Annotated in this window: 23 protein-coding genes; 1 reads left to right on the top strand and 22 read right to left on the bottom strand. The window is 38.5% G+C overall.

Going from position 1 to position 24,399, the window contains the following annotated elements:
- Positions 1–10: 10 nt before the first annotated feature.
- The 22 genes from nusB to glgB all read right to left on the bottom strand — a co-directional run bounded on the left by nusB (position 11) and on the right by glgB (position 23,870).
- Entirely contained in the window at positions 11–463 is a 453-nt protein-coding gene (gene nusB / locus ACFSR0_RS06200; RefSeq protein ID WP_379980947.1) for a transcription antitermination factor NusB, read from the bottom strand.
- Positions 456–881, bottom strand: a complete 426-nt coding sequence (locus ACFSR0_RS06195) for an Asp23/Gls24 family envelope stress response protein (RefSeq protein WP_379980945.1) — start codon at positions 879–881, stop codon at positions 456–458. The genes nusB and ACFSR0_RS06195 overlap by 8 nt, the downstream gene beginning before the upstream one ends.
- A 184-nt stretch (positions 882–1,065) precedes the next feature.
- Positions 1,066–2,130 (bottom strand): M24 family metallopeptidase, encoded by a 1,065-nt coding sequence (locus ACFSR0_RS06190; RefSeq protein ID WP_379980943.1) that lies wholly within the window; start codon positions 2,128–2,130, stop codon positions 1,066–1,068.
- A 99-nt stretch (positions 2,131–2,229) separates the two neighbouring features.
- Positions 2,230–2,613, bottom strand: a complete 384-nt coding sequence (locus ACFSR0_RS06185) for a DUF956 family protein (protein WP_379980941.1) — start codon at positions 2,611–2,613, stop codon at positions 2,230–2,232.
- Positions 2,614–2,707: 94 nt separating this feature from the next.
- Positions 2,708–3,619 carry a PTS system mannose/fructose/sorbose family transporter subunit IID gene (locus tag ACFSR0_RS06180; protein ID WP_379980939.1) on the bottom strand — a complete coding sequence of 304 codons (912 nt, stop codon included), beginning with the start codon at positions 3,617–3,619 and terminating at the stop codon, positions 2,708–2,710.
- A 20-nt stretch (positions 3,620–3,639) separates the two neighbouring features.
- Positions 3,640–4,443, bottom strand: coding sequence for a PTS mannose/fructose/sorbose transporter subunit IIC (locus tag ACFSR0_RS06175; protein WP_379980937.1), 804 nt, complete (start codon positions 4,441–4,443; stop codon positions 3,640–3,642).
- A gap of 32 nt (positions 4,444–4,475) precedes the next feature.
- The gene (locus tag ACFSR0_RS06170) at positions 4,476–5,441 is read right to left on the bottom strand and encodes a mannose/fructose/sorbose PTS transporter subunit IIA (protein ID WP_379980935.1); all 966 of its coding nucleotides are present in this window, start codon (positions 5,439–5,441) and stop codon (positions 4,476–4,478) included.
- An 11-nt stretch (positions 5,442–5,452) separates the two neighbouring features.
- Complete coding sequence (locus tag ACFSR0_RS06165) at positions 5,453–5,959, bottom strand: mannose/fructose/sorbose PTS transporter subunit IIB (protein WP_379980933.1); 507 nt, start codon at positions 5,957–5,959, stop codon at positions 5,453–5,455.
- A gap of 190 nt (positions 5,960–6,149) precedes the next feature.
- On the bottom strand, positions 6,150–8,999 hold the full coding sequence (locus ACFSR0_RS06160) for a sigma 54-interacting transcriptional regulator (RefSeq protein WP_379980931.1): 2,850 nt from the start codon (positions 8,997–8,999) through the stop codon (positions 6,150–6,152).
- A gap of 47 nt (positions 9,000–9,046) precedes the next feature.
- Positions 9,047–9,412 (bottom strand): DUF1634 domain-containing protein, encoded by a 366-nt coding sequence (locus tag ACFSR0_RS06155; RefSeq protein ID WP_379981051.1) that lies wholly within the window; start codon positions 9,410–9,412, stop codon positions 9,047–9,049.
- Complete coding sequence (locus ACFSR0_RS06150) at positions 9,409–10,248, bottom strand: sulfite exporter TauE/SafE family protein (protein WP_379980929.1); 840 nt, start codon at positions 10,246–10,248, stop codon at positions 9,409–9,411. Before ACFSR0_RS06150 ends, ACFSR0_RS06155 begins: the two co-directional genes overlap by 4 nt.
- Positions 10,249–10,339: 91 nt before the next feature.
- Complete coding sequence (locus ACFSR0_RS06145) at positions 10,340–10,897, bottom strand: GNAT family N-acetyltransferase (RefSeq protein WP_379980927.1); 558 nt, start codon at positions 10,895–10,897, stop codon at positions 10,340–10,342.
- Between the two features lie 9 nt (positions 10,898–10,906).
- Entirely contained in the window at positions 10,907–11,806 is a 900-nt protein-coding gene (locus tag ACFSR0_RS06140) for a diacylglycerol/lipid kinase family protein (RefSeq protein ID WP_379980925.1), read from the bottom strand.
- A gap of 25 nt (positions 11,807–11,831) precedes the next feature.
- The gene (locus ACFSR0_RS06135) at positions 11,832–12,284 is read right to left on the bottom strand and encodes a GNAT family N-acetyltransferase (RefSeq protein ID WP_379980923.1); all 453 of its coding nucleotides are present in this window, start codon (positions 12,282–12,284) and stop codon (positions 11,832–11,834) included.
- Between the two features lie 14 nt (positions 12,285–12,298).
- On the bottom strand, positions 12,299–12,856 hold the full coding sequence (locus ACFSR0_RS06130) for a GNAT family N-acetyltransferase (RefSeq protein ID WP_379980921.1): 558 nt from the start codon (positions 12,854–12,856) through the stop codon (positions 12,299–12,301).
- 143 nt (positions 12,857–12,999) lie between these two features.
- Positions 13,000–13,851: a M15 family metallopeptidase gene (locus tag ACFSR0_RS06125; protein WP_379980919.1), complete on the bottom strand. Its 852-nt coding sequence runs from the start codon at positions 13,849–13,851 to the stop codon at positions 13,000–13,002.
- A complete protein-coding gene (locus ACFSR0_RS06120) occupies positions 13,844–15,700 on the bottom strand; it encodes a glycoside hydrolase family 13 protein (protein ID WP_379980917.1) in 1,857 nt (618 codons plus the stop codon). Before ACFSR0_RS06120 ends, ACFSR0_RS06125 begins: the two co-directional genes overlap by 8 nt.
- Positions 15,681–18,119 (bottom strand): glycogen/starch/alpha-glucan phosphorylase, encoded by a 2,439-nt coding sequence (locus ACFSR0_RS06115; RefSeq protein WP_379980915.1) that lies wholly within the window; start codon positions 18,117–18,119, stop codon positions 15,681–15,683. The genes ACFSR0_RS06120 and ACFSR0_RS06115 overlap by 20 nt, the downstream gene beginning before the upstream one ends.
- Before the next feature lie 86 nt (positions 18,120–18,205).
- Complete coding sequence (gene glgA, locus ACFSR0_RS06110; protein ID WP_379980913.1) at positions 18,206–19,654, bottom strand: glycogen synthase GlgA; 1,449 nt, start codon at positions 19,652–19,654, stop codon at positions 18,206–18,208.
- The gene (glgD, locus tag ACFSR0_RS06105; RefSeq protein WP_379980911.1) at positions 19,651–20,811 is read right to left on the bottom strand and encodes a glucose-1-phosphate adenylyltransferase subunit GlgD; all 1,161 of its coding nucleotides are present in this window, start codon (positions 20,809–20,811) and stop codon (positions 19,651–19,653) included. The genes glgA and glgD overlap by 4 nt, the downstream gene beginning before the upstream one ends.
- Entirely contained in the window at positions 20,801–21,943 is a 1,143-nt protein-coding gene (locus ACFSR0_RS06100) for a glucose-1-phosphate adenylyltransferase (RefSeq protein ID WP_379980909.1), read from the bottom strand. The genes glgD and ACFSR0_RS06100 overlap by 11 nt, the downstream gene beginning before the upstream one ends.
- Before the next feature lie 31 nt (positions 21,944–21,974).
- Complete coding sequence (glgB, locus tag ACFSR0_RS06095) at positions 21,975–23,870, bottom strand: 1,4-alpha-glucan branching protein GlgB (RefSeq protein WP_379980907.1); 1,896 nt, start codon at positions 23,868–23,870, stop codon at positions 21,975–21,977.
- 300 nt (positions 23,871–24,170) lie between these two features.
- Between glgB and ACFSR0_RS06090 the strand changes: the two genes are divergently transcribed.
- On the top strand, positions 24,171–24,377 hold the full coding sequence (locus tag ACFSR0_RS06090) for a hypothetical protein (RefSeq protein ID WP_379980905.1): 207 nt from the start codon (positions 24,171–24,173) through the stop codon (positions 24,375–24,377).
- Positions 24,378–24,399 lie beyond the last annotated feature (22 nt).

Raw genomic sequence — 24,399 nt, 5'->3', positions numbered from 1 at the left:
GAAGCTGGGCTTACTCGCCATCAGCTTCTAATTTGTTGTTGATTGAAGATAAAACACCATTCACAAACTTCCGTGATTGGTCGTCACTAAATGTTTTGGTTAACTCAATTGCTTCATTTAACACCACTTTATTAGGGACATCTGACGCATACCGCATTTCAAAAATCGCTAATCTTAATATCGTCACGTCCATTTTAGCCAAGCGACCAATCTTCCAGCCCGGACGTAAATACGTTTCGATTTCCTTATCAAGTTCACCTTTATGCTCACAAACTCCAGAAACAAGCCAATCCAGATACTCTGGAACAAAATTTTCTGCTTGTTCATCTAATAGTTCATGTTGATTCACTTCAATTGCATGTTGGATGGCATCTTGTTTTGAAAAATCGGCATTAAAGTCTAAAGGGAACAGCGATTGAATCGCTATTTCTCGAATTTCATGTCTGGATAGCTCTTTATTCATTTTCATCCTCATCATTTTCAAATAATTCTTTCAAATCCAACTCTTCTACCTTTTCAGGTACAATGGCAACAACATGAATATTCACTTCTATTAATTCGACATCTGTCATAAACAGAACTTGTTGTTTCACTCTTTGTTGGATATCCATAGCAATTTTTGGAACAGATACCCCATATTTCATATAGCAATACAAGTCAACTTTGATTCCTTCTTCATCAATTGTTAGATGGACACCTTTGCCATGGGCTTTCCTACCCAACAATTCATTGACGTTGCTTGTAAATGTTCCTCTCATGCCATATACACCTTCGACATTCGCAGCGGCGATGCCGATAATAACTTCAATTACTTCAGGTGCAATCACAATTTCACCTAATCCATGATTCGTATCTAATACGAAGCTTTTTTCTTCAACCATTATGATTTCCTCCATCTCTTTGCACTTTCGATACTCAAATGAAAAGACTCCATGCGTTCCAAAATGCTAATTATCCATCTACTTCAATCAAAAGAAACTCAACGAATGTGCAAGAACTTCGGTACTAGTGTATCATTTTCTAGCTTATTTCGCTATAAAAACTACCAACACAGTCTGTTACTTTTTATAGAATCATAAATTCTTTCGTTGCCTTCGTTAATACTTCATTTCCCGTACTTGTAACCAACAAGTCATCTTCGATACGAACGCCTCCAATACCTGGCAAGTAGATACCTGGTTCATCGGTAATAATATTTCCTGGGACAAATCTTTTTTCGGCACGGAATGATACATTAGGTCCTTCGTGAATTTCTAACCCAATCCCATGACCAGTAGAATGACCAAAGGCTTCTCCATAACCAAACGATGCAATGTGATCACGGGCAATTGCATCCAGTTCGATTCCAGACATTCCTGGTTTTGCTTCTTCAATAACTTTTAGATTAGCTTCAAGCACAATCTGATAAATGTCTTTTAGTTTTTGACCTGGGTCACCAATGGCAAATGTTCTTGTTTCATCAGAAACATAACCATCGTAATAACAACCAAAGTCAATAGTAATTAATTCTCCTTTTTCGATGATTTTTTCACTTGCCACACCATGCGGCATTGCCGAACGGAGACCACTAGCAACAATGGTGTCAAAGGAAACACTCGTTGCTCCTAAAGAGCGCATATAGAAGTCCAATTGATTGGCTACTTCTATTTCAGTCATTCCTGGCTTAATAGTATTCCAAATGTGTTCAATACCTCGGTCGGCTATTTCGCAAGCCTTTCTAACAATCTTCACTTCATTTTCATCTTTTATTTCTCGTAATTCCTCAATCATTCCTGAAATTGGAATCAATGCCGTTTCTTCCAGTAGGTCTTCCAATTGCCCATACTGTGCAAAACTAATAAATGCTTCTTCAAATCCTAATGACTGAATTTCCTCTTTTTGGCACAGTTTTGCGACTTCATCAAAAATAGGGCCTACATTTTTCACAATTTCATAGCCTTGTGCTTGCTTAGCAGCTTGTTCAGTATACCGAAAATCGGTTACAAAATACGCTTTATCTAATGTAATGACTGCCAATCCCGTTGTACCTGTAAAATTGGTTAGATAGCGTAAGTTATAAGGGCTCGTAACTAAAAACCCATCAATTTTTTCCTTTTTCATTGCTGACCGTAATTTTTCTACTCGTATCATTTTTCTTTCCTTCTTTCATCAACTAATCAAACTTATTATATCAAACTTCATGAAAATAAGTTGAAAGACACAAAAAAAGATTGATTTCCATCAATCTTTTTACTTTTTTTGCCATTTTCTGCCGATAGAAACAAATGAATTTTTCAAAACCTCAAAAAATCCTAACGACCGAACCATTTTACTAGGATCAACATATTCTCTAATCGCTCGTAAGACTTTTTTAGGATCCTTTGCTGAAAAAGTGTATGTACCACTCTTTTTGGTTTTAAGCGCAAAACGTGGTATCCATTTCCCTCTGAGCATAACGGAAGCTACGATATAGTCAACTTCTTCCCACGGAATTTGAATAAACTTTTTGGGATCTCGATCACTATAAAACTCAAAGGCATTGTCGCCAATCATAATTTTCCCATATTCATTTAATCCAGTAAAAGAAGTTCCATCTTTTACTAAATCAACTTTTGAATTCAGTGATTGTACCATCGCTATCCTCCTGTTTTATGCTATAAGTATAGCAAAAGCTCATCCATAAAAACAGACCCAGATTCATTCATCTGAGCCTGCTTTTCAAATTTGACTACATTAAGCCAATTAAATGTGCCACAATACCTACAACGAATAGACCCAAAATGATGATAATTGGAGAAACTTTTTTCTTCAATAACCACATACATAACAATGTAAGAAGCAATGCTGCTAGTCCTGGAATTAAGCTATCCAAGTTATTTTGCAACGTTGTTACTTTGGTGTCTGATAGAGATAAGCCTGCACCTTGTTGTTCCAATGCTGCTTTGATACCGGCAGCTCCTGAAGGCAATTTATCCCAATCAATATAAGCACCTGTATCAAGTTTAACAGAAGAAACAACGGGTTTAAATGAAATAGATACCCAGCGGTTAACTAATGAACCAAGGATAAACATCCCTAAAATGGAAGCCCCTTTAGTAATGTCTTGTAATACGCCACCTGATAAATCTTCCGTTATTTTCGATCCAGCTTTGTAACCAAATTCTTGGGTATACCACATGAATGCCATCCGAATCGCATTCCAAGCAATAAAGTAAATGATTGGACCAATGATACTACCACCCATTGCTAGAGACGCTGCTAATGCACCTAAAATAGGTTTTACAGTAAACCAGAAGACTGGGTCACCAACACCGGCTAAAGGTCCCATCATCCCAACCTTAACCCCTTGAATTGTCACATCATCAACTGGTGCACCATTTGCGCGTTCTTCTTCCAGCGCTAAAGTTACCCCAATAATAGGTGATGCTACATAAGGGTGAGTATTAAAGAATTCCAAATGACGTTTTAAGGCTGCAATTCGGTCTTCTTTATTTGGATATAATCGTTTAATGGCCGGAATCATTGTATAAGCCCAACCACCATTTTGCATACGTTCATAATTCCATGAGCCTTGAAGGAATGTTGAACGCCACCAAGTAGAGATTCGATCTTTTTTCGTTAATTGTATTTTATTTTCCATAACTTGTGTCGCCTCCTTCATTAATAGTTGTCAATAATATCGCCTAGAGGATCGCCTGTATTTCCACCATTATTACCTGATCCACCTTGTTTAGATAAAGCCAAGTAAATAAGGGCAAGGGATACACCAATTGCACCTAAACCAATCAAAGTAATTTGTGAAACAGTAGCTAATACGAAACCAATAGCAAAGAATGGCCAAACTTCGCGCGTTGCCATCATGTTGATAACCATTGCATAACCAACGGCAACAACCATTCCACCACCGATTGCTAAACCACTTGTTAGCCAAACTGGCATTGCTTCAAGCATTGCTTTCACTGGACCTTCACCAACAGCCAAGATTAAGGCTGCTGGAATAGCAATCCGGATACCTTGTAAACAAATAGCTGCAATTTGCCAAAACTCAATTTTGCCGATGTTGCCTTCATTTGCCGCGCTATCCATAAAATGTACAAATGCTGTTGTAATTGTACGGCAGATGATTGTTAATAATAATCCGGCTACAGCTAAAGGAACGGCGATGGCAATTGCAGAAGAAACGCCAGCTTTTCCTTGTCCACCTAAAACTAAAATAATTGCAGATGCTACAGATGCCAACGCAGCATCTGGGGCAACGGCTGCACCAATGTTTGACCATCCTAAAGCGATCATTTGTAACGTCCCACCTAAAATTAGACAAGGTAGTAAGTTCCCAGTTACTAGTCCAATTAATGTACATGCAATTACTGGTTGATGAAAATGAAATTCATCAAGAATTCCTTCCATTCCAGCCAGAAATGCTACAACAACGACTAATATGATCTGAATAAAATTTAATTCCATAATTGTTGTTCCTCCATTTCTTTCAGATTTCCCTATTTTTGTTTATTTAATTCTTCTTGCGCTTTTTTCAAAATTTCATCCATGTCCCCTTTTGAATCATTAGGAACTTTCCGTACATCAAAGGTTAATCCGGCTTTTTTTAACTCATTAAATGTATCAATATCCTTTTGATCAAACGCTAAAACTTTATTAGGTTGAACTTTGCCGATGGAGTGCGCCATTGATCCAACATTAATTGTCTTAAGAGGAACGCCACCTTTAACTGCCCGTAATGTATCTTCTGGGTTTTCAAATAACAACATGGCTTTTTGACCACCAAAATGCTTGTTGTCTTTTGCAAGTTCAATCATTTTATCCACTGGTACAACGTGTGCTTTAACACCAGGAGGAGCTGCTTGTTGAATCAATTTCTTACGCAATTCATCCTTTGCTACATCATCCGAAACGACAATAATACGTGTTGGTTGCGTTTCTTTTGTCCACGCAGTTGCTACTTGCCCGTGAAGCAATCGAGAATCTATCCGTGCTAACACGTATTTAAACGTTCCCGGAGCTCCTGCATTTGAAACGTTTTGAGCAGTTTTTGAAGCGGCTGGTGCCAATGAATCTGGTTGTACTTTCACTCCGTCTTTTGCAACTGAAAGTATTTGTGAAGCAATTTTTTGTGCAGCGTTTTCACTTAATCTTGCAGCAAATGCTTCAATAACCATCGGTAAGTTCATACCAGCAACGATTGCCCACTTATCTTTATGTTCTTCATAAAGACTGTTGGCTTGGTTAAACGGTGTGCCACCCCATAAGTCAACTAAGAATAAGACTTCATCTTGGTTGTCAAATGCTGCAACAGCTTGTTTCATTTTTGCTTTCACATCATCTGGACCTTCACTAGGCATCAACGTAACCGCTGTAACATCTTTTTGTTCGCCAAAAATCATTGTTGCCGACTGCAAAATTCCTTTGGCAAATTCACCATGGCTGGCTAAGATAATTCCTACCATTCTTTTCCCTCCTATACATTTTTGTTTGCAACATTTTTTTCTTTCTCTAACAAGTCCATCAAGTAGATTTTGCGGTCTGCCGGTACTTTACGCAACTCTAATTCAATTCCTCGATGGTGTAGATAATAAAAGGATTGCTTGTCCTGTTCATCAATCGAAACAAAGTTTGTAACCATGTGCTTACCTACTTGAAATCGCATCCCACCAATATTCACACTCGGAACCCTCATTCCCCCATGAACCAAACGAACAACATCTTGCGGATTTGTAAATAAGAGCATAATCTGTTGTTGCATAAATAACGGATGATTACAAACCCTTAGTAGTTGCTCTATTGAAACAACATTGGTTCGAATTCCCGGTGGGGCAGCCTCATTAAGCAATACTTTTCGAAATGGATCTCGTGCCACTTCATCACTCACCACTATGATTCGTTCTATACCTGTTGTTTTTGTCCAAGCTGTTGCCACTTGACCATGAATCAACCGATCATCAATACGTGCCAAACGGATTGTCATGACTTGTCCACCTCTACTTTCTTTGCTTGACGAATACAGTCACACTCCTTTCATTTATTTATAAGCAATTAACATGCCAACTTTTCGATACACAAATAAACCTTGATAAACCTTACTTTTTTCTTTAAAAACAAAAAAAGATACACTACGATTAGTGTATCTTTTAGTGTATAGATTATTTATTTATACACTATTCTTTTAAACGATACTGGATCATTTCCGCTAAGAAGTATTCTTCATTCACGGGAATCGTTAGATGGAAAACCTCTCCTAATTGTTGAAGTTTTTCATGTAACCAGGAATAAGAGACCCAATTCTGCGTTTCAACTCTTTCATCATCGCTTATATTCAATGTTTGACCAATAATAATTCGTTCTAACATACTACTGCAATGTGTCGAAAAATTTGTTTGAAATGAGTAATCTGAATCTGGTAAAGAAAAATGGTGAACAATTTCTGAGGAGAGCAACCAAAGGGCATCTATGACTTTATCCGGATTCAAAAAAGTGACTGTGTCCGAAATAAATTGTTTACACGCTTGTTTTCGGATAGACTCATTGGTTGTTTCCTGTGAAAAATCTTGTTGCGTCAAATCTTCAGCATCTTGTTCAAAAAAGAGATAGTCAATTAATTCGTCAATATCTGCATTGATAAAATGCTCCAACGAGATAAATGGGGCTTCAATTTTTGGATTAACCACTCCGGTTGATGCCACTATTTCATAGGTTTCCAATAAATTTGGCAATGCATTGTTCAAATTTACAATGGACAATGTAACCACCACAACATCATGAATATAGTGCTGTTTGAGCGCTTCTTCGATAATTTCTTTGACTTGTTTTGCAGTCCCCTCACCTGAAGCACAAATTGCTAAAATGGCTTTTTTCTTATGTTTTTTTTGCCTTATGACCGTCTTTTCTCCTAGCTGCCCATAACCTCGAAATCCTTTTAACGTTTCATAAATACTTTCTAAATCATTTCCAGGAACAGCTGCTTTTCTAGCAGCTTCTAACACACTGGGCGTTGTGACCATGTCGATTGAACGAATTGTAATTCCTGTCTCTCGCTGAATCCGTTCCTGAAAAGTTGCCAAAGACCCCATATCAACTAATAACAGAACGCCGCTTCTTTTATTGACTTGTTTCACAGCATCCACAACTTTTTCGTAGGCCACTTTTGGAGACATATCTAAGGGCATATCAACAGCAGCAATTTGGTCAACTTCGAGTAATTTTTTCACCACTTCCACCATACTACTGGCGGTACTGTCTCCATGCGCCGCTACAACAACTCCAATTTGCCCACGAACAGAAGCATTTTTTAAAGAGATTAACAAAACTGCCAAATAATCCTCTTCTGCCTGAGGAATATCAACATGAAAATAATCCGCGATATAGAGTCGAATTTCTTTTGCCATCGCCAACTCTTCAGGATAGTTTGACACCATTTCCCGGATGTTATCATTGGAATAACGCAAATCACCAAGTTGAATTTTTTTCATGAAGGAACTAATATGCAGACTCATCGCATATAAAAAATTCTGCTGAAAGACCTCTCCTAATTTTTCAACGACCATTTTGTATATCTTATTCGTTACATCAATAATTCTTGAGTCGACAAACTCACTTAATTTATTTTCCGACTGAAAAGAAAAACCATGGTTCTTATAAAATGATTTCAAATGAACATTAATATCGGTCGAAATAAAATGGTGAATAGCTTCTTGATCGACACCCTCTGCTTTTAATAAGGCAGCCTTGTCGCCAATAATATCATACAGATTATAAGGTAATTCATAAGAGTCCGTCTGAATGCTATTCTGAGAGTCACCCGGTTGGACAACCATTTTGGGAGTAAGTAATTTGGCTAGAGCAACTTGTGACTGTCGGGCATTGGCAATTTGAAGTAATCCAGCCCGAATTCCTTCAGGGACATCATCTAGTGTGATTTCTATTTGTTCGTGATACATATGATTTAAAAAGCCTCTAGCACAAACCAATTGGACATTCGATTTTAATTGACCAATATTGCCAAACGTTACACCTCCGATAAGAGCCTTCACAACATCTTCCGTTAACGAAATGGTTCGTTCAATACGTTTGGCTTCTTGCGCTACCATGACTTGAACCAAGTCAATTTTTTCCGAATCTGGTCGTTGTTCAAAAGAAGGGAGTTGAATTGTGATTGGAATTCTTCGCAAAAAGGTTGCTAACAAAGCGGACGTGGGATTTTCAGTGGTTGCCCCAATAATTCGAACATTGGCTTGGCGATTTTTGCCACTTTCTCCCAGGCGACTATACTTGCCATGATCCATAAAGTAAAAAATCATTTCTTGTCCTTCCGGTGGCAAGCGGTGAATTTCATCTAAGAAGAGCATACTTTGATCGGCTTCTTCTATGATTCCCGGTTTTTCTTGATCTGCTCCAGTGAAGGCTCCCTTGGCATATCCAAATAGATGACTCATTAATAATTCTGGATTATGAGCGTAATCGGCACAGTTAAACACGATTAATTCTTTATGTTCCCCAATCACTTCATTTTGTCGAGCAAATTGGAACATCGCATGAGCAAAGAATGTCTTCCCAGAACCCGTTGGACCAGTAATCAAACAATTCAAGCCCTTGGGCGGATATAAAATAGCGGCCTTCGCTTGTTCACCAGCATTTTTCATCGAGCCATTAATACCGATAACACTTGCAAAAACGTCTTGTTGAACATTGGTCAACGGGGTCGTTCTCGTCTTTGACGGCTCCTCTTTATAGCTCTTCACGTATTTTTCTACGGGTCTCGTTTGCTGTCTATTGGGATGAGATGAGGATGAGACATATGGGTCGATTAATCGGTAGGTTACCGGTCGACCATCTGATTTTTGTAATCGTCCTTGACGTACCAATTCATTTAAATCCTTACTAACATTTGAGCGCTGAATCTGAAATTTTTCAGCAAGTTCTTTTGTTGTCCAATTTAAAGAAACCCCATCAATTCTCTCTGATTGAGCATCCCGCATCCACTGATAGATTGACTCAATACGTTTTGACACTACCACTCACATCCTTTTTTTATCCTCACCGCTAGTCCATCTTTTTATTAGTTAATAATGCCGTAAATTAAACTACTGACTAATATAATTAGAACGAAAGAAGTGATTGCAACGTATACCCAATCATGTTCTTTAGCAAACGACCATATTGATACGACTACCCGCAGTGCAGGAGTCAATATTAGCAGAAAAAGGCCCGAAAACACATATGCTTGTGCTTGAAATGTTTTTAATTCATTGAAATAAACAGGGAGCGACAACAATTCCTTGGCTTGGATTGTTTGCTGATTAGGTAAAAAAAAGGATAACAGCAATCCAAAAATAATGATAATCGCTGCGCTATATGTTCCTATAGCCAAGATTTTACCGATAATTAACTCGACTCTAGCTAACTCTGCTTCTTCTTCATTCATCGCATCCACCCTATTCCTTTTAAGACCATCTGTACGCCTAAATAAAGTAATACCGGAACAAAAAGCATTCTAAGCGTGCGTGCCTTTAATTTTGGCATGATTCTTGTCCCAATCCCTGCACCAATCAATACGCCAATTGCTATTGGTCCTGCAATCAATGGCTGAATGGAGCCATTAAAAAAGTAAATCGTGGCACTCGCTGCCGCGGTGACTCCCATCATAAGATTGCTTGTCGCACTTGAAGGTTTTAACGGCATCTTCATGATGGTATCCATAGCTAAAACTTTAAAGGCCCCACTGCCAATTCCTAGTAACCCACTGGCAATTCCGGCCCCAAACATCATGGAAAATCCCCCAACTAGATTGGTAAGTTCATAAGATATTTGGCGTTGCTCTTGTTTGTCGTAATAACTACCATTTAGTTTTAATCGTGCTACTGTTTTACTCATCGGCCCTTGATACAATTGATCCTTCTTCGTAAAAATAATTTTATTTAACATATTATAGGACGAAAAGAGGAGCAACGCGCCAAAAAATATGTATAAAATTTTAGGTGCAAAAATTCCCGTAAGTAACGCTCCGGCAATCGCCCCAATGGTCGTTGCAATTTCCAAGAACATGGCAACCCTTAAATTCAATAAATCATCTTTTAAATAAGCAATACTCGCACCCGAACTTGTTGCAATAACGGATATAACACTTGCTCCAATGGCATACTTGATATCTAATCCCATTGCTAAGGTTAAAATCGGCGTAATGATAATTCCTCCACCCAATCCTAACAAGGCTCCTAATAAACCAGCAACTATGCCACATGCAAAATACAATAAACTCATTCTATACCTCCAACACAACTTTCTGAATAGCGGTTATTCTCTTACCTGTTGCCAAGCAAGATTCCGATAAACAATCAACGTATCGACGCTTTTAGTAATCAATTTCATGAATTGGAAGAAAAGCAAGCGGCGCTCCTTGAATCGGTCCTAATTCTTTCTGCATCCATAAGACATCCAACCACTGACCACTTTTATAGCCAAGATTGGGAAAATAAGCTACCTCACGATAGGAAAATTTTTTATGAAAAGCAATACTTTCTTCATTTCCAGCAGTAATGCAGGCCAGTAACACGCAGATATTTTGTTGGCTAAGCTTTTCCTCTAAGGCTTGATACAGAGCTGATCCAGCTCCTTGTCCTTTCACTCTGCCATCAAGGTAAATACTCGTCTCAACTGTCCAATTGTATGCTGTCCGATTTTTGTAGGCACTGGCATATGCATAACCCACGATTTTTCCATCATTTGATTCACATACTAGATAAGGGTATTTTTCTTGAATCGCAACCATACGACGACCAAACTCTTCTACAGTAGGAGTTTCATAGTCAAATGTGATTGGCGTTGTTTCAACATAAGGCGTATAAATTTGTAATAATGCGGGTACATCCGTTTGTTGGGCAATTCTAATTTTCCATGTCGTCACATCCATCTTTCTTACTCACTTCTTTCTGCCACAAAATACCGTTAAGTGTTGTGGTAAAACTGCCACTTTAATGGGTAATTCGGCTCCTGGATCACCATCAATATTTGTTTCCAGATTTCCTTCTGAGAGCAGCGCAATCTCACCTTGTTTAAAAGTGCGGTAAGTGACGTTTGCAGATGTTATTTCTACACCTTTGATTAATTCTGGTACACTCTTAACCATGTCCAAGAATGATTGATCATTCAAATAGACTAAATGAAGAAACCCATCGTCAACTTTTGCTTTGGGTAACAATGATTCAAAGCCACCAATCGAGTTGGTCAAGCCAATGAGAACGAGACTACTTTTCACTTGTTCCACTTGTTGATCTAACAGCAATTCAAATTCATAGCGATCACTTTTTAGTAAATACTTCATACCTGAAACAAAGTAAGCCATTTTGCCCATTTTGGTCTTCTCTTCCGAATCAACATCATTGATGGCTTCTGGGATTGTTCCTACAGCAATCACGTTCATAAAATAACGGTCATTCACCTTGCCGATATCTAACTGCGTCACGTGCTCAAAAGATAATTGTTCAATCGCTTCCTCTGGATCTAACGACAGATGAAGTGCTCTCCCCAAATCATTTACGGTTCCCAATGGGATAAAACCAAAGAGGGGGCGATGTTCTTTCTCTGCTAGTCCATTAATGGCTTCATTGACTGTCCCATCTCCACCCATTGCAAAAACTGCATCATAGTGATTTTGAGCTGCGAAACAAGCGAAGGCTTCAGCGTCCCCTTGTTTGTCTGTCTCTTTTACAACTACTTCTTCAAACAGCGTCTTAAGTTTTTTTTCAATCTGTTCACGATAAGTATCTGCCTTTTCGCCACCGGAACTGGGATTGATAATGACCATAGCCGTTTTCTTCATAAGACATTCACTCCTCTATTTTTTATTATACAATTTTTTTTAGAATAATTTGATCTTGTACTCTTAATTTATTTTCAAAAAGAGGGGTGCTGTAGTGAATAGAAAAATAATTTGGTACAATTTGGACACAGCGAAACCCCATTTTTTGATACAAATACAGTTGCTTGAAACTGGTCGTACTGGTTTTAATCCAAAGTATTTGCTTTGCATTTTGCTTCGCATATTGCTCAGCGAAAGCAAGCAAAAATGACCCGTATCCTTGATTTTCATGTGATTCTTTAATCGCAAGATTTAAAATTTCAAAGGAGTCCTCTGAGGGATTTCCAATAGCGACAATCCCAATTATTTGCTTGTCATCCGTTACAGTAAAATAAACTGCATTGTGATAGGTGGTTAGATGCACACAATCTGGATCAGCCAATAACAGCAAGTCGACCATTTCCTCCGTCAGGTCCCTAACCTCTTCTATTCTCCTCATTTTTTATCCTTTCCTCAACCAATGATATCACGGAGAAGGTATTGTTTTTTCGTAATCCCATACATCACCTGATTGACAATCCCACGATTGTTGCGACTCCTATCTTGATGAACACCTTCAAAAAGCATTCCCGCTTTGCTCATGACTGCACCTGAAAAACGATTTTCCTCATCATGAGTAGCTTCAATGCGATTGGTATCCGTTTTTGTAAATAAGAAAGCAATTACTGCGTTCAACGCCTCCGACATATACCCCATGTGCCACCACTTTTTGCCAAGAACGTACCCAATTTCCTTCATTTTTATTGCTTCATTGCAATCAATAATATCAATTCTCCCAATGAGTTGATTTGAAGATTTTTCGACAATCGCCCAGTGAAAATAGCCGTTCGCTTGGTCTTGATTTAGTATCGCTTCCAAGTGTTCTATTACTGTATCAACGGACTGGTGCGGTTGCCAAGTTAAAAACTTTGTCGCTTCATCATCACTCGCCCAATGATCAAACATCGCTTGCGCGTCTGATAAATGGAAATTACGTAAGATTAAGCGTTCTGTCTCAATGATTTGCTTCATACTGTTTCACCTCTTTACCTAGTATACCAAACAGCTACTTAGATAGAAAAGGATGGATATCCAATTAAAAAAGCTAGTAAGTGATTTTCCCAATCAAGCTACTTCTGAATTTGGGAATTACCTACTAGCCAAGTGTGCTATTTTTATTTTTGTTGTTCTTTTTTGGCTTTTTCAAGAAATTCTTCCAAAGTGAGTTGATGCTTCGTCATATAGATAGCATTTTCTTTGCCAACATATCGTATATGCCAAGGTTCATATTCAATCTTTGTAAGGGCCTCTTTTCCTTCTGGGTAACGGATAATAAAGCCATAATTTGCCACATTGGCAGCTAGCCATTTACCGCCTTCTGTTTGGCCAAAATTGGAATGCAATAACTCTGGTGTATAGTTGTTGTACCAATACTGATCAACAACATCAATTGCTAGCCCCGTATGGTGCTCACTATAGCCCGGCTCAGTCATTGTTTTTTTGGCATCCGCTAATGCTTCATCATACGTCATACCATTGGCCATTTTTTGTTGAATAGCTGCATTTAATACTTGTTCTTGATAAGCGACCGAACGATAGGCAGAGACAATTACCAGAGGATACCCTGCCGCTTGAGCAGCCGCTTCTAATTCTTCAAATGAGGTCACAATAGCTTTATTCATTTGAAACGAGCCTACATTTTCTAACGTAGTTGCTTCATCAATTGGCGCTGAAATTTTATGATCTGGTCCTACTAACTGTAATTGCCAAGATTGAAGATCAACTTGCTTTAAAAAAGTTTCAGATGCCGTTCTCTTCGTTTCCTTTTTTTCTTCTGTTTGCGTTGTTTTCTTCGAGGCTGCAACTGTTTTTGAACTAGTTGTTTGCAGTCCATGATTCTCAGATTTCTGTTTTTCTTTTACGAAAAACCCTACTCCAGTAACGCAGATAATGAAAAGAAAGCCAATCAAAATGGTTCTCTTTCTCTTTTTTTGATTTTTCCTAGTTCTTTGCTGTTCTTTACTCACTTAATTGACCACCTATTTTTCGTTCTTCCTCAAATGTTGCTATCCAGAAATCCGTTCCCAATAGTTTATTCGGCAGTTGTTTTGAAATGCGCTCAATAAATTGATGAGAAACTGGTATGCTTCTTAACCAATGGATGCTATGAGTATCAACAGATTGCTCTCTCTCGGATGGATTGACAAGAAGAATCGTCCACTCATTTTCAAAAATACGTAAACACCCAAACAACTCTCCTTGATAGAAAAAGTTCGTATCCCCTTTTTGTAAAAATTGATGAGTTTTACGATACTTAATCAAGCGTCTACAAAAGCGAAAGATTCGCTGATCCATTGTCTGCCATGGGAAAAAAGCTCGGTTATCCGGATCATCTTCCCCCTTCATTTGCCTTTCATCTCCATAATACAGACACGGAACACCTGGAAAAACAAAGAGCATAGTTAAAGCTAACAGAAATTTCCGTTCATTTTCATAAAGCTCTGTGTAAATTCGTTTCGTATCATGTGTTCCGATATTCGATAAGGATTGTAGCAAAAATTGTAATGGATAGTTTTCGATAATTTCCGTTAACGTTTGACAAACCTGCTCCACGGAGGATCGATGCAACAATAAATCCAAAATAGCATCACGAAATGGATAGTTCATCACACCCTGCAAATTATCCCCAAAAACATATTCTCTGCGTTTACCGTAAGAAATTTTATTTGATGCATCCTCCCAAACTTCGCCAATTACCACACGTTCCTTATGGGAGGCTAATGTTGTTCGAATCCCTTCGATAAATGAGTCAGGCAGCTCATCTGCAACATCAAGACGCCAGCCATCTACCCCGAGAGACGTCCAGTAATCAATTACGTTTGTTTCTCCTGCATAGATCAACGTTTGAAATGTCGAGGACTCTTTGTTCACTTCAGGTAAATCTTTGATTCCCCACCAAGATTGATAATCAGAAGGATAATCGGTAAACGTAAACCAAGAAAAATATTCGCTTGCTTGAGAGCGACTAGCTCCTACATCATCACCATACCGACCATCTTGATTAAAATACTTACTATTCTTACCGACATGACTAAAAACGCCGTCAAGGATTAAACGAATTCCCGCTTGGTGAAGTGCGTTGACAAGAGACAGAAAATCCTCCTTGGTGCCAAGCAAGTCATCAATCTCAAAATAATCATTCGTATCATAGCGGTGATTGCTGTCCGCTGAAAAAATGGGATTCAAATAAAGAATGGTGACCCCTAAATCCAGTAAATACGGAATTTTTTCCTCAATACCTTTTAGTGTTCCTCCGAAAAAGTCCCAGCGAACGACATCCCCAGCTTGGTTTTTAACATACATTGGCCGGTCCAAATAATTGCCATAATGAAACGTATTTCTTCTTTCAACTAACAATTGATGATTGGCGAGGTGATTGGCAAATCGATCCGGAAAAATTTGATAAGCGACTCCTTCAACGTACCAAGGAACAATTGGCTCTTCTTTGAAACAAGTCAATTGAAATTCCCTCACCTGATTGCCATCATAGGTTGCTTGCCCAATTCCACTTGAATCTGCTCCCTTGCCATAATAAATGGTTTCCAGCGATTGTTCATCATTTGCAATAATCACAAAAGAGTAAAAATAAAGACCTTTCTCAGGTAAAACCATTCGGCACTCATACCAATGCGTTCCGATTTGTTGCATCGATAACTCTTGGGTATCTTCCCCTTCTTTACGGTATAGACAGTAAACTTGGGGTGATTGAGCACTCGTAGCAACGTATATTCTAAGCACAATCTCTTGATCGACCGCGGCTGCCCCAAAAGGCAGTTTGTAGTACTCGACCCAAGGATTAAAGCGTATATGGGACATATTTTTTATCCTCCGCTTGCCTTCTCTTAGGGTTGGTTTTTTCAATTTGCCAAATATCTTCAGCATATTTCATCACGGTATCATCCGCTGAAAAACGGCCCGCATTCGCAATATTTACAAGACTCATACGTAACCATTTATCTTGCTGCTGATAATCCGCTGCTATTTGTCTTTGTGCTTGGATATATGCCTCGTAATCTCTTAAGACAAAGAATTCGTCATTATATTTCAAAAGAGAATCAAAAATTTCTACACCTTCTTGGTAGATATTTGGAATGGTACCATCAATAAATGAATCAACTACTCGCTTTAATTTAGGAGAGGACTCATAGTACGTATACGAATGATAATTGGCTTGTTCATAATAATCGTATACTTGAGATTCAGTCAATCCAAAAATAACAATATTTTCTTCGCCTACTGCATCGCGTATCTCGATATTCGCTCCATCTAAAGTAGCAATCGTTACGGCACCGTTTAACATTAGCTTCATATTACTTGTCCCGGATGCTTCTTTTGATGCAAGGGAGATTTGTTCGCTAACATCGGCAGCTGGAATGATGACTTCTGCTAAGCTGACACTATAGTCTTCTAAAAAAACAATGCTTAGTTTGTCAGAAACAGCTGGATCATGACGAATCATTGTGGCCACTTCATTCAATACTTTGATAATTGATTTTGCATAATGATAACTTGGCGCGGCTTTGGCTCCAAAAATAAAGACACGTGGTTGAATATCCGTCTTGCCTTCCTCTTTGATTTCAAAATATAGCGTTAAAATATGCAATAGATTGAGTAGTTGTCGTTTGTAGGCATGCAATCGTTTGATTTGAACGTCAAAAATAGCTGTTTCGTTGATTTTTAACCCCGTTTCTTTTAAAACAAATTCTGTTAAACGATGTTTATTGGCTTGCTTCGCTACTTGTAATTGCTTAAGAACGGCTTCATCCTCACGAAAGTTCATTAAAAGATGCAAATCATTGGCATCATACCGCCAGCTGTCTCCAATGGTCTGATCAAGGACTTGTGAGAGCGCTGGATTTGCTAATTGCAACCATCGACGTTCAGCAATCCCATTCGTTTTATTATTAAATCGATCCGGGTAAAGCCGATAAAAATCATGAAGAACGACATTTTTCAGTAAATCAGAGTGCAGTTTCGCCACACCATTCGTGCTATGACTTCCAATAATTGCCAAATGAGCCATATGAACCAGATTGTCGGAAATAATCCTTGTTCGTTGAATGACTTCCCAGTCCACTACACCTGTCATTTCTTCGATAAAGCGTCGATCAATTTCTTCGATAATCTGGTAAATACGCGGTTGTACTGATTGCAACATATCAACAGGCCACTTTTCTAGCGCTTCCGCCATAATCGTATGGTTGGTATAGCTCATCACTTTGACGGTCACATTCCAAGCTCGTTCCCAACTCATTTTTTCCTCATCAAGCAGTAAACGCATGAATTCAGCAACGCACAATGCCGGATGGGTATCATTGATATGAATGGCGACAAACTCATCTAGATTATGAAAATCCTTTTGTTTTGCCTTAAAATGCCTCAAAATACTTTGGACACCAGCTGATACGAAAAAGTACTCTTGCATCAAACGCAATCGACGCCCTTCTTCATTTGAATCATCTGGATACAAAACAGAAGTTAAATCTTGAATTGCGCGTCTTTGTTCAATGCTCCGATAATAGCTTTCTTCAGAAAGGGGAATTTCAGCATCCCAAAGTCGTAAAGTATTCACTGTGCCATTACGAAATCCTACCATGCCAGTATCATACGGAACTGCCCGCACAATTGTCGGATTTTCATGAATTGGTTCAAGTGAGCCATCCGCTTGTTTTTTTAGATAAACGTGTCCATTAAAGCAAACATCGACTGCTTTGCTTTCACGGCGCACTTCCCATAGATTTCCTCTTGCTAGCCATTCATTCGGTAATTCTACTTGGTAGCCATCAATAAACTTTTGCTTAAACAGACCATACTTGTAACGAATCCCATTGCCATTGCCTGGTAAGCCTTCAGAAGCAATTGAATCCATAAAACAAGATGCCAATCTTCCCAAACCACCATTTCCTAAAGCCATATCTGGTTCTTGTGCCAATACATCATCTAAATTGATTCCCAGATCGGCTAATGCTTCTTGTACGGTATCAAGCCATCCCATATTTAATAAATTACTTTTCATCATACGGCCTGGCAAAAATTCAATGGAAAAATAATAGAGCTGTTTTTGCTGACACTGATCATATGTATTCCAGGTGCGACGCCAATCTTTTGCATAGCTAGAACGAACGAGCGTACCAAGTGTTGTATATATTTCAAAGAGCGATGCATCTTCCACCGAGATAGCAAATTTTTCTGTAAGTAAATCTAAAAATTTCTTCTTGAAAACTTTTTTGTTCATTCCAGTCACACCCATTCTTTAAATTAAAAAATACGAGAAAGCTGGTCACAATGGATTCTCCCTGGGCCAGCTTTTCTCCATTCGATTTACGAAAATGAAACGCCATTTACTAATTTTTCATATAAATCCAAATAATGCTTCGATGCCGATTCCCAACTAAAATCTTTCGTCATCGCTCGTTCAACCATCAGTTGCCAAACTTTTGGGACAGCTTGGAAAATATGAATAGCCAAATTTAGACTTTCCTTCATGTAATATGAATCAAAGGTTGCAAAACCAAAGCCGTCACCTTCATGAGTCACCGGATTAAAAGGCCATATGGTGTCTTTTAAGCCACCAATTTCGTGGATAACCGGTAATGTTCCATAGCGCATTGCCATCATTTGTGATAGACCACAAGGCTCAAACGCAGAAGGCATCAAAAAGATATCCGATCCCCCGTAGATTTTCTGTGCCAAATCAACATCAAATGTAATACAAGCACGAACTTTGTCTGGGTAACGACCTTCAAAATAACGAAATCCCTCCTCAAAAAGAGGATCTCCAGTACCTAATACGACTACTTGAACTTGTTGTTGCAACACTTCTTCTAATCTTTCCAGAACTAAATGAAAGCCCTTTTGATAGGTTAACCGGCTAACCATCCCGATGAGTGGTATCTCCGCAGAGATAGGCAATCCTAAATATTTTTGCAGTTGAATTTTATTATCAATTTTTCCTGTTAAATTCGTTGCATCAAAAGGTGCGAACAAATGGCGATCGGTTGCCGGATTATGAGATTCGTAATCAATTCCATTTAGAATACCACTCACTTTCCCACTTTCTTGGCGGAGAATCCCGTCCAAACCTTTACCAAATTCTTTTGTCTGAATTTCATTGGCATAACTTGGAGAAACAGTATTCACCCAATCGGCATAGACAATCCCAGCTTTTAGCCAATTGACTTGACCTTCTTGTTCGATTTGGCCATTCACAAAGTCTTCGTTGCCGATTCCAAATAAATCACTTAATACCTCTTCCTGATAATTCCCTTGAAATTCAATGTTATGAATGGTTAGTAACGTTTTGATTGACTGGTACGCTTGAATCCAATGATACTTTTTCTTTAATAAGAATGGAATAAATGACGTATGATAATCATTGACATGGATGATATCCGGCACGTAATCAATTTTTTCCATTGCTTCAATAACTGCTTGTTGGAAAAATGCAAAACGCTCACCATCATCGTAATAACCATAAATTGCTGGCCGATTAAAATAGTATTCATTGTCAATAAAGTAGTAACGAACACCTTCGAATAAAGCCGTTTTGATTCCACAATATTGTTTTCTCCAACCTACAAGAACGGTAAAAGAGAACAAATCGGTTAGTTGCTCTTTATATTGCTCTGGCATACTACCTACATAAGGTAAGAAAACAACAACTTCATGACCTGCCTTTTGGATGTACTTTGGTAAGGCACCGGCAACATCCCCTAAGCCACCTGTTTTAAAGAAAGGGGCACATTCAGCTGCAGTAAACAGTAATCTCATTTCACACCACCTACTAATTGATCTTCTTTCACCGTTGTTCCTTTTTTGACAACTACTAGTTCTTCTGGTGTGCCAATAATCCGCACGCCTTCCTCCACCGATACATTTTTATCTAGTATGGCAAAACGAACCTCAGCCCCTTTACCGACATAGCCATTCGCCATAATAATGGATCCTTCAATAATTGCATCATTTTCAACAATCGATCGTCTAGAAATGAGGCTTTGGTGAACAGTCCCTTTAATTGTGCTACCGGTCGCAAATTGACTTGAATGAACATCCGATTCTTTTGAAAAATAAGTTGGCACTTCGTTTTTGGCTTTTGTAATGATATGTTGACTAGAATAAAGCAGTGAATTGAATTTCTTAGGATCCAACATGTCCATATTTGCGTCATAATAGCTTTTTGTATTATGAATATTGCTAAGGTACCCCGTATATTCATAGGTAGCAAATGAGCCTTCTTGCGTATTCGCTGTTTCCCAAAGTAACGCTTCTAAACTAGTCGTAAGTTGATTTGCTTGAGCTTTTTCCAATAAATCAATCAACCATTGCGTATTCAAAATAAAGCTATTCATGCCTAAATTAACTAATTCTTGTTCTCCTATCATTTCGGAGTAGCGTTGTTGACCCATAAATGCCCCTTCTTCGCCAAATGAAAGCACATGGTCTTCTTCATGGACGAGAGAAAGAGGGACGCGTTTAAAAACCATGGTACAATCTACCCGCTGTGCTTCATGAACTTTGAGAATGGAGCGAAAATCCAGACTACACAGCATTTTATTTCCTACATAAACCGTGTAAGTTGATTTTGATTTTTTTAAGAAATCAATCATTGCTGCAAAATAGGGCTCACCGGCTTCTTTTTTCCTAATAATATCTTCGTGAAAAGCAAAGAAGTAATGACTTAGAATACTGTTTAAATGCCATTCTCTTCCTCCTCCTAAGTGATCAAAAATGGATTGCATTTTTGACTCGCTAAACAACATGTAAATAGATTGGATATTGGCATTAACCAAATTGGATAAATTGAAATCCATTAGTCGATATTTACAATCAAAATGAAGCGTCGCTAGTGGTCGATGTTCAGTTAACACACCCAATCCTTCACCATCATATTCATTTCCCATTATGGCTGAAACTCTGTTAGCTTTCATCAATCAACACCCCAATCCCTTCTGCATACCCAACTACGACGATTTCGTCTGTTCCATCCAGCTCTGCATTATCCCCAATAATAGCATTCTCGCCTACGATTGCTCGGTTCAATTTTGCATTTTTCCCAATGGTGGCACCCGCCATAATGACACTATCAGTTATTTCTGCACCTTCCTTGATTTTCACATCATTTGATAATAAGCTATGCTCGACTTTCCCTGCGACATAGCACCCATCGACAACTAATGAATCTGTTACAGAAGCTTGTTCCGTTAAAAAGTTTGGTGGTGAAATCGGGTTCTTTGAATAGATTCGCCAAGTGCTATCGCGCATATCTAATTCATTATCCAATTGAATAAATTCCATACTAGCTTGCCATAATGATTCAATTGTTCCCACGTCTTTCCAATACCCTTTAAAGCGATACGCAAAGACATTCTCACCGCTTTCGATATACGCTGGAATCACGTGTTGGCCAAAATCAAGCATTTGATCATCTTTATTGTAGCTATTCAGAAGAACTTCTCGTAATCGAGATAGGGTAAAAATATAAATTCCCATAGATGCCAAATTATTTTTAGGATTGGCCGGCTTTTCTTCGAATTCCACAATGCGATCATGTTCATCGGTATTCATAATTCCGAAACGGGAAGCTTCATCCATTGGAACTTCAATCACAGCGACTGTTAGTGAGGCATGATTTTTTTTATGAGCAGCCAGCATTTTTTCATAATCCATTTTATATATGTGATCACCCGATAAAATCAAGACATATTCAGGATCCATTTGATCGATGTAATCCATATTTTGATAGATTGCATGGGCTGTTCCTTCAAACCATTTACTCCCCTCATTGCTAGAATAAGGTTGCAAGATTGTGACTCCCGAATTGATCCCATCTAGTCCCCAACTAGATCCATTTCCGATGTGATCATTTAATGCCAAAGGTTGGTATTGTGTCACAACACCTACGTTTCTGATACCAGAATTTACACAATTACTTAACGTAAAATCGATAATTCGATATCTTCCACCAAATGGTACCGCGGGTTTGGCAATCGTTTGGGTTAGTTTTCCCAGTCGACTACCTTTTCCTCCTGCTAAAATCATTGCGAGCATTTCTGTTTTCATACTTTTGATGGCAATGCCATCTTCCCTCCCCTCATCCTTTTCTATTTAAAACAATTGATTTTGGTTTGATGATCACTGCCCCTAAGGCTGGTACCACCAGTTCAATTGTTTGTTTCCCCTTTTGATTTGCCACTTTTTTTGCAACCATATCCGGTTGTTTTTCTGTCCACGTGCCTCCAAATTCCAACCGCTCAGTATTGAAATATTCCTCGTAAACGCCCTCATAAGGAACTGCAATTTGAAATTTTTGATACTCAATGGCAGAAAAGTTAAATACGAAAAGTAAAAAATCTTTTTTCCTTTTGCTTTTTCTTATAAAACTAAGTACCACTTGTTCGCGATTATCCGCATCAATAAATTCAATCCCTTGCTGAGGCGAATCTTCTAATTCCCATAAGGCTGCTTGAGAATGATACAGTTCATTGATTGTTTTCGTAAAAGTTTGCATGGCTGAATTTAACGGATCTGATAAGTCTTTCCACTCTAGTCCCTCATTATATTTCCATTCCAGGAACTGTCCCCATTCACTACCCATAAAGAGTAATTTTTTCCCTGGATGAGCCATGAGATACGTGAGTAAACTACGTAATTGGGCAAATTGTTTGTAACGATCCCCCCACATTTTATGCATCAAGCTCTTTTTCCCGTGAACAACCTCATCGTGAGACAATGGCAATAGGTACTGTTCATTCTCCATATACATAAATGAAAATGTTAACAGTCGAAGATGCTCTCCACGATACATAGGATCCATTTCAAAAAAGGTCAGCGTATCATTCATCCAACCCAAATCCCATTTAAAATCAAAGCCTAGCGCATGGTCTTCTATTCGACCAGTCACTTTTGTTTCAGACGAGCTCTCTTCTGCAATCATCAAAGCAGCTGGATGGGCCAATTTAATGACCGCATTTAATTTTTGTAAGAAATAGACACCGTCTAAATTTTGATTGGTACCCAGATGATTGGGCTGCCACTGCTTTTCATCATAGTCCAAGTAAATCATACTTGAAACAGCATCCACTCGAATACCATCTACATGATAAAATTCTAACCAAAACAATGCATTTGAAATTAAAAAGCTTTGCACTTGTGGTTTACTCAGATCAAAATTCAATGCACCCCAACGAATATTTTTTGCCCGTTGCTCATCTGAATACTCGAACGTAGCCGTTCCATCATAATAGGCAATTGCATCACTATTTACACAAAAATGTCCAGGTACCCAATCAATAATGACGCCAATGTTCGCTAGATGACAAGTTTCGACAAATTCTTGAAATTCTTCTGGTGTCCCATAGCTTTCACAAAGTGCAAAATAGCCAGTTAATTGGTACCCCCATGACTGATCAAGCGGATGTTCCATAACTGGCATCAATTCAATATGCGTATAGCCCATTGTCTTGACATATGGAACTAACTCTTTTGACAAATCTTTAAATGTGAAGGGTGTGCCATCCCAATGAAATCGCCAGGAACCTGCATGCACCTCGTAAATATTTATTGGTCGCTTAAAATAATTGCTTCGCTTTGTCCGGCCACGGTACAGACCATCTTTCCATCGCTTGTCAGGAATCGTATAGACAATTGCCGCCGTTCCGGGTCGTGGTTCGAATCGAACAGCAAAAGGATCCATTTTAAAAACAATTTCTCCATTTGGTTGTTCCAACTTAAACTTGTACAAGTCCCCCTCATGCGTAAGTGATGTACTAACCTCCCATATCCCTGTTGCTTCATCCTTTTTCATAGGTAATGATTCTGACCAATCATTAAAAGAGCCCACTAGCCAGATTTGGCTTGCGTTAGGAGCCCAAACTCTAAAAATATAACTAGAATCACTCAGACGATGTGCTCCTAAAAGATGCTGAGCATAAAAATTTTCGCCGGTAACAAATGTCTTTTTTGCATTGATTGCTTGTGTTTCTTTCATCTCTCCTCACCCCTTCTTTGGTGTGAAATTTCGACCTATCTTTACCTGTATCATAACATATTTTTCCGAAATAATTCTATGTATTTTAAATTAAAAACTCATTAAATTGTTATTTTTATTTAATTATTTTATTCGTTAATATTTATAAAATGATAATTATTTGACATGAATATGTAAGAAAGAAAACGTGTAACTTACAATCGTTGTTCAAGGCTTCAAAACACTGGTCAAACCCTTCGATTGATTTTCATAATGAAATTTACTAAACTAAAAGCAAGTGATATTCAAAGGAGCTTTTCCATGACCAAACAAAAAAGACGCCGAAATTCTTCAAGAAAAAAGAAACAAGCATCATCAACGCTCATTCCTCTGTTTATTTCTGCAATTGCAGGATTGGTTATTGGCGCGGTGATTGGTCTCTTTTTTTCAGTACCCATTCTTATTGTTCTCTGTTCTGTTTTCGGTTTAATTATCGGGCTACTCATTGGCACGCACTTGACGAATTAACTACGAGGCAGCGATAGCGAAT

Origin of the sequence: Enterococcus camelliae (assembly GCF_042685105.1) — a bacterium.
Classification (GTDB): domain Bacteria; phylum Bacillota; class Bacilli; order Lactobacillales; family Enterococcaceae; genus Enterococcus_G; species Enterococcus_G camelliae.
Note: the sequence above shows the minus strand (reverse complement) of the source record. Positions and strands in the feature narration are given on the sequence as shown.